Raw genomic sequence first — 9,609 nt, forward strand, 5'->3', positions numbered from 1 at the left:
ATGAGGCACACTATGATTCTTTCATTTTTGTTGTTTACCATGGGGTTTGTTCTTGGAGTTTCTCTGTCATCCCATTACAGTACCACAGACTACGCAAATCCCGAATCAATTTTGGGGCTTTTAGACCAAGAATTCAATATGAACCGTGTTACGTTTGCCAATATCTTCGTTAACAATCTTAAAGTTGTCCTATTGCTTTCTTTTGGCGGTGCTCTGACTTTCGGTGGATTAACCCTCTTGAATTTAGTCGCCAATGGGGTGAATCTGGGAACACTATTTTACGATTTCCTTATCATCAGAGACATCAAAACATTCCTCATTTTGCTGCTCCCCCATGGTATTTTTGAAATACCTGCCATCGTCGTTGCAGGAGCGGCAGGCTTTAAGATTCCCTATGAACTGTTGAGGTTTGTCTTGGGCCGGAAGGGAGAGATTATCAGCGAAGAAGACGCCAAAGAGTTCTTTAAACTCGTCGCGATTTCAGTGATCATGATTCTCATCGCCGCCCTAATCGAGAGCACTGTAACGCTTAAAATCGCCGAAGGTTTGGGCTGAGTTCGTGGTGCAGTCCACACCCTCATGGGAACGGCACCCTTTTAGGGTTCAATGAGAAGACGTGAGGGGTGATTCCATGGAGCTAACACACGTGGATGAAAAGGGTGTTAAGATGGTGGAAGTCGGACACAAGGGGGAGGTATTCAGGAGGGCCGTGGCAAAGGGGCGCATCAGGCTCAGGTCGGAGACGATAGAACTGATAAAGGCGGGCAAGACAAAGAAGGGCAACGTCATCGCGGCGGCACAGATAGCGGGTATTCTGGCGGTGAAAAAGACGCCGGAGCTGATTCCCCTCTGTCACCCGATACCGCTGACGGGAGTTGATATAACATTCGAGTTTGGGGAGGACTACATAGAGGCCACCTGCGAGGTTCGCGCCCATTACAAGACCGGCGTCGAAATGGAGGCCTTAACCGGCGTCACCGTCGCCCTGCTGACGATATGGGACATGGTCAAGGCCGTGGAGAAGGACGAGAAGGGCCAGTATCCTTTCACCAGGATTGAAGACGTCCACGTCGTGGAGAAGGTGAAGGCTCACTCCCGGCAGTAGCCGATGACGAAGTACTCGACGGCGCTTGCCAGGTCATTGAGAACAAAGCCGAGGAAGAAGAGGAGAAACGTTCCGAGGGGGTATTCCTCGAAATACTTCCAAATCAGCCACCACACAAGCCCCCAAACGACAACGCGGGGCACCTCGATGAGAAGCATGGCCTTCTTCGATACCTCCCTGATGAGAAGGCGCTTCAGACCGTTATCGTCCCTGACGAGGTAGTCCGAGTCGGAGCTTTTCAGGCCCGGGACCTTCCCCTCACCCCGTGCCAAGAAAACCCTGCCCCTCTTCAGGCGAATCACGTAGATCCAGTTCCCGTAGCTGGATGAAAGAAAAGACTCAACGGAAAGCTCGGGATCGAGGTCTTTTCCAACCTCCGAAACGTGAAAACCCGCCCGTCTGAACCCATCGAGAACTTTCCCCTCGTCGAGTTGATGAGCCTTGATCACCCTGACGCGGTAGCTGGGGTTCAGCAGTTTCCCAACCAGCATGGTACTCAGGCCGTTAGTATTGGCGAATAGATTTAAACCTATCGGCCTCAAAAAATATTTCAGGGGAAAGGGAGAAACGTTATCGGTGATGCCCGTGAACATACTCCTGTTTGGACCCCCCGGAAGCGGAAAGAGCACCCACGCCAGAAGGATAGTCGAACGCTACGGTCTGAACTATATCTCCTCAGGCGATATAATCAGGGAGGAAATAAGAAGAAAAAGCACGATCGGCATTGAGATGGAGGGGTACCTATCAAGAGGTGAGCTGATTCCCGACACCATCGTTAACACTCTGATAATCTCAAAGCTCAGGAGACAGAGAGAAAACTTCATTCTGGACGGGTATCCACGAACCCCCGAACAGGTGATAACCTTGGAGAACTACCTGTACGACCACGGCATTAAACTCGACCTCGCAATGGAGATATTCATCGACCTCGAAACCAGCGTCGAAAGAATCTCTGGAAGGAGAATATGTCCCAACTGCGGTACGGTCTATCACATCAAATTCAATCCCCCCAAGCGGGGAGAGAGGTGCGATGTCTGCGGTGCTCTTCTAATTCAAAGAAAAGACGACATGCCGGACATTGTCGAGCGCAGATACAACATCTACATGAAGAACATGGAACCGATAATAAAGTTCTACAGGGGAAAGGGAATATACGTGAGAGTGGACGGAAGTGGCTTCATAGAGGAAGTGTGGAAGAGAATACAGCCGCTCCTGGATTACATCAGGAGCCGGGAGAGTCCTTTCCAAGGAGTTCCATGAGTTCTCTTACCTCCTTTCTTTTAGCAAGCTCCTCAACGTCCTTTTCTATCTTCCCCATCCTCTTCATCACCATGGAAATGACTTTATCTTCGGGACCAATGATTCTAACCTCGACGGGAAGGAGTTTCTTGGTCAATGTTTTCATGTAGAGCCTTGTTTTCCTGGATAGCTGCTCACAGAGGTTTTCTTTCTCATTTTCCGGAAGGATGTCCCCGGTTCTAAGGACAACCCGTATCCTGGGTATCCTCTCCCCCGTAACGTTGATGGCCATGAAAGAAAAATCAACGTTCCATTCCCTCAGGGTTATCATGAGCCCCTTCCCAAGGCGTTCAAGGACGTCCTTCATATCATCGGGGCCGCTGACTATGAGCTTGGCGGCCCTCTCAGGGTGTCCCTCCTGAGGATGCTCATCCACTACCCTAAAGCCGGATATTGCGAATTTGACTCCGTATACCTTTCCGAAGGTTTCCGTGGCGTCGGAGGCAAGTTTCTCAAGGAGACCGTAGACGAAGGGGTCGGCATCCATAGAAAGGAACCTCTGGAGCCCCCTCACCTTTAGAAAGAATATGAGGTTCAGAACCCTGCCCTCTGGCTGGACGAAGACGATAAGCTCCTCCAGCGAGGCCCCGAAGGCCTCAACGGCCTCCTTAATTCTCCCCGCGAACAGTTTGTCAATGATTGGGTAGTACTCCGGCGGATTGACGGTCAGCAATTCCAACACTCCGCTACTAAATACGACGAAATCACTTTAAGGGTTTTCCATACAGAGGTACCCGGTGGTTCCATGAGGATCAAATTCTACGCCACGTTTAGAGAGCTGGTCGGAAGGAAGGAGGTGGAGGTTCACGGTGTAAAAACCGTGCGCGAGCTCATTGAGTATCTCTCGGAACACTACAGCCCGGAGATTAGAAAGCAACTCCTTGAAACGGGGCGCGTTGACGAGGGAAAGCCCGTTGACGGCATGATACTGGTCAACGGCCACAACGTTCTCCACCTGAACGGGCTGGACACGGAGCTCCGAGAGGACGACGAAGTGCACATATTCCCACCCGCGGGGGGAGGATGATGGCGGTTGCAGAGCTGTGCCTGTTCCCACTGGGGACGGAAACGCCGAGCGTGGGGAGGTACCTGGAGCCCGTGCTGGAGGTCATCAGGGCGAGCGGCCTCAAGTACAAGCTCTGCCCGATGGGTACGGTCGTTGAGGGCTCGGTGGAGGAAATCCTCGACCTTGTGAAGGCCTGTCACGAGGCCATATTCAGAGCAGGAGCCGAGAGGGTCGTTATAAGTCTGAGGATAGACGACAGAACCGACAAGCCCCTGACGATAGAGGGCAAGATGAGGGTTTGAGATGGCCGAGTACTTCGACAGGATAGCCTGCAGGTACGACGAGTGGTACAGAACGAAGACGGGTAGCTACGTTGACAGAATCGAGAAGTGGCTCGTCTTCTCAATGCTGCGGTCAAAGTCTGGAAGGGCGCTCGACCTGGGCTGTGGAACGGGCGACTACACCCTTGAGCTGAAGAGGAGAGGCTTCGACGTGATTGGACTGGACGCCAGCGAGGGCATGCTCAAAGTGGCACGGAAGAAGGGCGTGGAATGTATAAAAGGGGACGCCTACAGCCTGCCGTTTCCGGACGGGAGCTTTGATCTGGTTTTGAGCGTCACGATGTTCGAGTTCATCCACGAGCCTGAGAGGGTAGTGGCCGAGATAAACCGCGTCCTGAAACCGGGCGGCGAGGTTCTCATAGCCACTATGAACGGACGGAGCGCGTGGTTCCTCTTCAAAAGGCTGAAGAGCCTGTTCGTGGAGACCGCTTACAGATACGCCCGCTTTTACACTCCCGCCGAGCTTGAGAGCCTGCTCAGGAACGCGGGATTCGTTGACGTGGAGAGCGCCGGGGTGATATACTTCCCGTCCTTCTGGCCCTTCCTCGGTCTGGCCGAGGGGCTTGACCGGAAGTTCCACAGGCACTGCAGGAGCCTGGCCGCCTTCATAGCCGTCCGGGGAGTGAAGCCTTGAAGAGGATAAGGCTGATAACCCGGGAGGAGGCGTGGAAGCGGGCCGGGAGGATAAAACGGGAGTACGAGGCCATATACGGCATTGAATTTGAACTTGAGTCGGCGTTTATCCCCCTGGATGACATCGTACCGACCCAGGCTGCACTGAGCGAGGTTAAGCTCCTTGTGGTTCTCCAGGAGATAAAGCACGGCTACGACGCGCCGGTCATAGCCGTACCCTACGGAAATAAGTACTACCTCATAGACGGCCACCACAGGGCATTTGCTCTGAAAAAACTTGGCTTTGAGAGCGTTGAGGCGATTCTAATCCGGCCCAGGGAGAGGCTCGTGCCGGGCGTCATCAAAACGGCAGAAAAAGAGGGATTAAAAAGGCTTGAAAATCTGAAAATAGTGAGGGATTAACCCTCCCACACCACGTACTCCTTCTTTGTGATGAAGATTGGCTCCACCCTCTTCTTGACCACGACAACCTTGTCCTTACCGTACTTCTGGTAGAGCTTCTGGATGTAGCCCTCAAAGACTCCCTCGGGCATTGATGCCTGGGCGGTTATCTCGTTGTCCCCCGCGGCAACGTGTATTCCACTCTTGACCGGCACGTACGTTATGATGTCCTGGTGCGGGTCGAGGTAGAACTTCTCCTGGTAGATGTCCTTACCGTTGGGTGCGACGTAGTAGACGATGCTCGCCCTGAGGTACAGGTCGACCGTACGCTCCTCCCTGAACGCGGCGGTGAGCTTCAGCTCCCCGTTTCGTCCTTCGCCGAGGACGTAGATTGGGTTGACATCATTTCCGTTGACGTAGACCGGGCCGTTGAGCACACCCACCGGGCCGTCCTGAACCAGCACGAAGCGATACCTGGTGGCGTTGGGTACCGTCAGGTTTACATCGAGCGGGGTCTCGTTGAGGTGGTTCATGTTGATGCCCTCGGCCAGTATCTCCCTCTTTACAAGCACGCTGCCGTTGTACGCCTCGAAGATGAGAGTGGCGTTCTTGACGTCCCTTCCGAAGGCGGATATCCACAGCCTCAGCTTCTGATCTCCGAGCGGGAGCTTTCCACCGCCAAGTGTACTGTACACCGGTGCCCACGTTCCGTTATTGAATCTCTCTATCCTGTAAACCGCGAAGGGTCTGAATTCATAGGTCGAAACGCCGCCCTTGTTGTGAACCAGTTTAAAGTTTGCAAAGAGTTTCTGGGCTCCATCTGTTTCAAATGAGAACGGTATCTGGAACGCCAGCCTCACAAAGTTGCTAAAGGCTATCTTCTGATAGGCAAGGATACCATAGCCCTGGAAGACATATAGAACGTAGGGTATATCCCCCTTCCCACGCACAATCATTCCCCTGGCCAGGTCTATTGTGAAAACCGGCTGGTAGGCGTACTTTCCAGTGTTTATGTACACCACGGTCTTTCCACTCTCGTTGGCATACTGTATGTACTGGGCCGGAATGACCTGGAACATCGGGTTCTTCCGGTATTCACCATAGGTTATTGCACCACCGAGGTAGCTTATGGCGTTGAACTTGTAGATGTCCTGCTGCCAGACTATGAGGTAGTTCAGCTCCCAGGCCTCAAAATCCTGCTCGCTCTCACCACCGTAGTGGGAGAAGAAGTCAGCCACGATGTAGCGTCTGTCGTAGGCGTGACCACCGTCCGTCGCGGAACGCCTGTGGCTGAGCAGGCTGGACTCAATCCAGTAGCCGTAGTCCCACCAGCTAGTGGCACTGTCGAGGGGATTGCTGTTCTCCCCGAGCCATTTAAGAGTGTCCATCCAGTCCGCGGGAACGGAGCCCTTAGCTCTGGCGGTGTTCTTGGCGATGTCCTCCATATGCTGGGCACCGATGAGGGGCAGCGGCAGGAAGAGAAGCACCAAGAGAACGGCGTAGAGCGCCTTGGTCGTCACGCTCTCCTTCATGTTTTCAACAAAGAGGAAGGCCTCACCTATGGCAACTCCCGCCAGCAGGAGTATTGCTCCCGAAGCCTGGAACATGAAGCGAACCGCAAGCAGGAGCAGGTAGAGGGAGCCGGCGTAGTAGGCCACGAGGAATATCTCCTTGTGACCGGTCAGGTCGTTTTTGGCGAGCTTCCTCACGAACCTCGCGGCGACTATGATGAACCCCACTATGGAGAGGATGAAGATTATGGCGTCATTGGTCTTGATGCTGTAGTAGGCCTTTATGGTGTTCCAGTCGGTTTTTGCAAGCTCTGCGACCGTCTGGTAGAGCGGGTTTGACTGGGTGGCACCGCCGAGGAACTTTAGGAGGTCTCTTCCGAAGTAGCCGTAGAATGCCAGAACTCCCAGGACTGCGATAACCGCAACAGTGCCAAATCTGTGCTTCTTATCCGAATAGTTGAGACCGGCCCGTTCCCCGTAGAGCATTATGCCCGCGAGGACACCGAGAGCGACGAGCCCCTCGATGGAGAAGATTATGAAGCTTCTTATCCCTATAAGGCCCGTGCGGGAAAATGCAAGCCCAATGAGGAGTGAGAGGCCGTAGATTGGATAGAAGTCCCTCACAAATCTCTTCAGGGCGTCCATCATACCGAAAATAAAGAACACCACTGTCGTGACACCCGCGAAGAGCAGCATAATCCCAAGACCAAACTGGCTTCCAGTCCACGCCGCCATGTACAGGACGCTCAGCAGCAGGAACAGGACTCCGGAGAGTATCTTCTTCAGGTTCCACTCCCTCTCATCGAGGTAGACCATGAGGATGAACACCGCGTAGAGGAAGAACATCATGAACGGCCCTTCACCACGGTTGTTGCCGGAGTATGTCTTGCTGAAGTTGGCGTAGGAAAACATCATGAACGCTGCCGCCCAGAGGCCCGCCCAGTTGGAGTGAAGCTTTCGTCCGAGGAGATACACCCCTATGATGGTCATCGCTCCGACGAAGGGCGGCCAGAGCTTGAACGCTCCCAGCTGATCGTAGCCGAATACCGAGACGATTTTGTAGAACATAGCCTGGATTGTGTACAGACCAAGATAGCCGCCCGTTTTTATTCCCGTTGGGGGCTCTGCGTAGGCGAAGTACTTGGGAATCCACTCGTGAATGGCTATCTTATACATCTCGTAGTGGAAGAAGGTATCCGGGTCGAGGAAGGTCTTGTAGTTGGACGTGACGTTCCTTATCCTGAAGCCCACGTAGGCCAGTATGAGGACTATCAGCGGGAGACCGTAGGCCTTGAACTTCTGGTAGTACTCCGGAAGGGAAGTTTTTTCCCCCTTCTTCTTTCGTTTCTCCTTAACTTTCGTTTTTACCATCCAAACCACCTCATTCAACGGTAACTGACTTGGCCAGATTCCTCGGCTTGTCGGGGTCGTTGCCCCGTAAGACCGCAAGGTGATACGCAAGTATCTGGAGGGGAACAACGTAAACTATCGGCGTGAGGAGTTCATCCATCCCGGGCATTTCAATGAAAACGTCCGAGACCCTCATCAACGCTGTTTGATCCCCAACGCTTATTATGTACGCCCCCCTGGCTCTGGACTCCTCGATGTTCGAGAGGACCTTGTCGAATGTCTTTCCGCTCGGGGCTATGGCCACCACCGGGACTCCATCCTCAAGAAGTGCCAGGGGCCCGTGCTTCAGTTCTCCGGCGCTCAGACCCTCAGCGTGTATGTAACTTATTTCCTTGAGCTTGAGCGCCCCCTCAAGGGCGGTTGGGACGCTTATCCCCCTGCCGATGTAGAAGAAGTCCCTCTTGTTTTTAAGCCCCTCGGCCAGCTCTCTCAGCGATGTCTCATGCTTAAGAACGCTCTCCACGAGTTCAGGAACGGCTTTGAGTCCCATCTCCAGTTCCTCAAGGTATCCCTGATCGGCGGTTCCAAGAACCCTCGCTAGCTCGATGGCGAGCATGGTGAGAACAGTGAGCTGGGTTGTGTACGTCTTGGTCGCGGCGACGCCGATCTCCGGGCCGGCGTGGGTGTATAGGGTGAGGTCAGCTATTCTGGTCGCCATGCTCCCAACAACGTTGACTATCGCGAGAACCTTTGCCCCCCGCTTCTTGGCCAGCTTCATGGCCGCGAGGGTATCGGCGGTTTCTCCGCTCTGGGTTATGGCTATAACCAGGGTGTTCTCGTCTATAAGATCCTCAAGCTCGTAGCGGAACTCGCTCGCATCCTCAACTATGGGAACCCTCCTGGCCAGTCTCTGGAAGAGGTACTTGCCCACCAAACCAGCGTGATACGAGGTTCCCATCGCCACAATGAATATCCTGTCGTATTTGGCTATCTCCTCCGCCACCGAGCGTATAGTTCCGGCGTTGCCGTGTATGGCGTCCCTTATGGCCCCGGGCTGTTCGTGTATCTCCTTGAGCATGAAGTGAGGGTAACCTCCCTTCTCAGCCATCTCAAGGGTCCATCCTATCTCATGGACGGGTTTTTCGACGGCCTCTCCCGTGTCAAGGTTCTTGACGATCCACGAGTCCCTCGTGAGGACCGCGTACTCCCTGTCGTCCAGAAACACGACGCGGTTCGTGTACTCAAGGAAGGCCGGGACGTCGCTGGCGGCGAAGTTCTCCCCGTCCCCAACTCCAAGGACGAGGGGGCTCTCGTTTCTCACGAAGTACAACCTGTCCGGCTCTTCGGCGTATATTATGCCGAGCGCAAAGGAACCTTTGAGCCGGAGGAGTGCCCTCCTCATGGCATCCTCAAAGCTCCCCCCGGATTTAAGCTCCTCTTCGATGAGATGTGCTATAACTTCGGTGTCCGTGTCGCTGTCAAAGCGATGGCCCCGTTTGAGGAGTTCCTCCCGAAGCTCGCGGTAGTTCTCGATTATACCGTTGTGAACGAGGGCAATCTTACCTGTGCAGTCCCTTTGGGGATGAGCGTTAACGTCGTTCGGAATCCCGTGGGTGGCCCAGCGGGTGTGTCCGATTCCCCTTTTGCCGGGCATTTTGAGAAAGCCGAGCTTTTCAGCGAGTTCGTCTATCCTTCCGGCACCCTTCCTTATGTGAAGCCGTCCGCTCTCAGCGGTGACGATTCCGGCCGAATCGTACCCCCTATATTCGAGCCTTTTCAGGCCTTTAACGATAACCTCGCAGGCCGGCCTGTCCCCGATGTATCCGATTATACCGCACATTACCTTCCACCCGCCTCGCTTACTCTTTCCCTAAATAAATGCCGGAAGTTAAAAGCGTTTCTCAATTCCGGTTTTTGGGTGGGTTCATATAGCCTCTGGTTCAACCCTCTATGGGAGGAAAAGCCTTTATACCCTGCAGTCTA

The 9,609-nt window shown here is 53.8% G+C and carries 11 protein-coding genes; 7 read left to right on the plus strand and 4 right to left on the minus strand.

What is annotated here, in order from left to right; genetic code table 11:
• A complete protein-coding gene (locus E3E51_RS06430) occupies positions 1 to 555 on the plus strand; it encodes a stage II sporulation protein M (protein WP_167912303.1) in 555 nt (184 codons plus the stop codon).
• Between the two features lie 76 nt (positions 556 to 631).
• Positions 632 to 1,105, plus strand: a complete 474-nt coding sequence (gene moaC, locus E3E51_RS06435; protein ID WP_167912304.1) for a cyclic pyranopterin monophosphate synthase MoaC — start codon at positions 632 to 634, stop codon at positions 1,103 to 1,105.
• Here the strand turns inward: moaC and E3E51_RS06440 are convergent.
• Positions 1,090 to 1,596 (minus strand): hypothetical protein, encoded by a 507-nt coding sequence (locus tag E3E51_RS06440; RefSeq protein WP_167912305.1) that lies wholly within the window; start codon positions 1,594 to 1,596, stop codon positions 1,090 to 1,092. The two genes, moaC and E3E51_RS06440, sit on opposite strands and share 16 nt — an antisense overlap.
• A 94-nt stretch (positions 1,597 to 1,690) precedes the next feature.
• On the opposite strand from E3E51_RS06440, the gene E3E51_RS06445 reads away from it, so the two are divergent.
• A complete protein-coding gene (locus E3E51_RS06445) occupies positions 1,691 to 2,365 on the plus strand; it encodes an adenylate kinase (RefSeq protein WP_167912429.1) in 675 nt (224 codons plus the stop codon).
• Here the strand turns inward: E3E51_RS06445 and E3E51_RS06450 are convergent.
• Complete coding sequence (locus tag E3E51_RS06450; protein WP_167912306.1) at positions 2,328 to 3,083, minus strand: hypothetical protein; 756 nt, start codon at positions 3,081 to 3,083, stop codon at positions 2,328 to 2,330. The two genes, E3E51_RS06445 and E3E51_RS06450, sit on opposite strands and share 38 nt — an antisense overlap.
• A 66-nt stretch (positions 3,084 to 3,149) precedes the next feature.
• On the opposite strand from E3E51_RS06450, the gene E3E51_RS06455 reads away from it, so the two are divergent.
• Genes E3E51_RS06455 through E3E51_RS06470 form a run of 4 tightly spaced genes read left to right on the plus strand, consistent with a single transcriptional unit; the run spans position 3,150 to position 4,786 of the window.
• Positions 3,150 to 3,431, plus strand: coding sequence for a ubiquitin-like small modifier protein 1 (locus E3E51_RS06455; protein WP_167912307.1), 282 nt, complete (start codon positions 3,150 to 3,152; stop codon positions 3,429 to 3,431).
• On the plus strand, positions 3,431 to 3,712 hold the full coding sequence (locus E3E51_RS06460) for an MTH1187 family thiamine-binding protein (RefSeq protein WP_167912308.1): 282 nt from the start codon (positions 3,431 to 3,433) through the stop codon (positions 3,710 to 3,712). Before E3E51_RS06455 ends, E3E51_RS06460 begins: the two co-directional genes overlap by 1 nt.
• A 1-nt stretch (position 3,713) precedes the next feature.
• Positions 3,714 to 4,385: a methyltransferase domain-containing protein gene (locus E3E51_RS06465; protein WP_167912309.1), complete on the plus strand. Its 672-nt coding sequence runs from the start codon at positions 3,714 to 3,716 to the stop codon at positions 4,383 to 4,385.
• Positions 4,382 to 4,786, plus strand: a complete 405-nt coding sequence (locus tag E3E51_RS06470; protein WP_167912310.1) for a ParB/RepB/Spo0J family partition protein — start codon at positions 4,382 to 4,384, stop codon at positions 4,784 to 4,786. Before E3E51_RS06465 ends, E3E51_RS06470 begins: the two co-directional genes overlap by 4 nt.
• Here the strand turns inward: E3E51_RS06470 and E3E51_RS06475 are convergent.
• Complete coding sequence (locus E3E51_RS06475; protein ID WP_167912311.1) at positions 4,783 to 7,647, minus strand: peptide transporter; 2,865 nt, start codon at positions 7,645 to 7,647, stop codon at positions 4,783 to 4,785. The genes E3E51_RS06470 and E3E51_RS06475 overlap by 4 nt on opposite strands.
• A gap of 10 nt (positions 7,648 to 7,657) precedes the next feature.
• On the minus strand, positions 7,658 to 9,466 hold the full coding sequence (gene glmS, locus E3E51_RS06480) for a glutamine--fructose-6-phosphate transaminase (isomerizing) (RefSeq protein WP_167912312.1): 1,809 nt from the start codon (positions 9,464 to 9,466) through the stop codon (positions 7,658 to 7,660).
• Positions 9,467 to 9,609 lie beyond the last annotated feature (143 nt).

The organism is Thermococcus sp. 21S7 (assembly GCF_012027615.1).
Lineage (GTDB): Archaea > Methanobacteriota_B > Thermococci > Thermococcales > Thermococcaceae > Thermococcus.

What these genes read in the sequence shown, in the direction of transcription:
- E3E51_RS06430 (WP_167912303.1), top strand. Translation starts at nt 1, where the DNA reads ATGAGGCACACTATGATTCTTTCATTTTTGTTGTTTACCATGGGGTTT.
- E3E51_RS06460 (WP_167912308.1), top strand. Translation starts at nt 3,431, where the DNA reads ATGGCGGTTGCAGAGCTGTGCCTGTTCCCACTGGGGACGGAAACGCCG.
- glmS (WP_167912312.1), bottom strand. Translation starts at nt 9,466, where the DNA reads ATGTGCGGTATAATCGGATACATCGGGGACAGGCCGGCCTGCGAGGTT.
- E3E51_RS06475 (WP_167912311.1), bottom strand. Translation starts at nt 7,647, where the DNA reads ATGGTAAAAACGAAAGTTAAGGAGAAACGAAAGAAGAAGGGGGAAAAA.
- moaC (WP_167912304.1), top strand. Translation starts at nt 632, where the DNA reads ATGGAGCTAACACACGTGGATGAAAAGGGTGTTAAGATGGTGGAAGTC.
- E3E51_RS06465 (WP_167912309.1), top strand. Translation starts at nt 3,714, where the DNA reads ATGGCCGAGTACTTCGACAGGATAGCCTGCAGGTACGACGAGTGGTAC.
- E3E51_RS06455 (WP_167912307.1), top strand. Translation starts at nt 3,150, where the DNA reads ATGAGGATCAAATTCTACGCCACGTTTAGAGAGCTGGTCGGAAGGAAG.
- E3E51_RS06440 (WP_167912305.1), bottom strand. Translation starts at nt 1,596, where the DNA reads ATGCTGGTTGGGAAACTGCTGAACCCCAGCTACCGCGTCAGGGTGATC.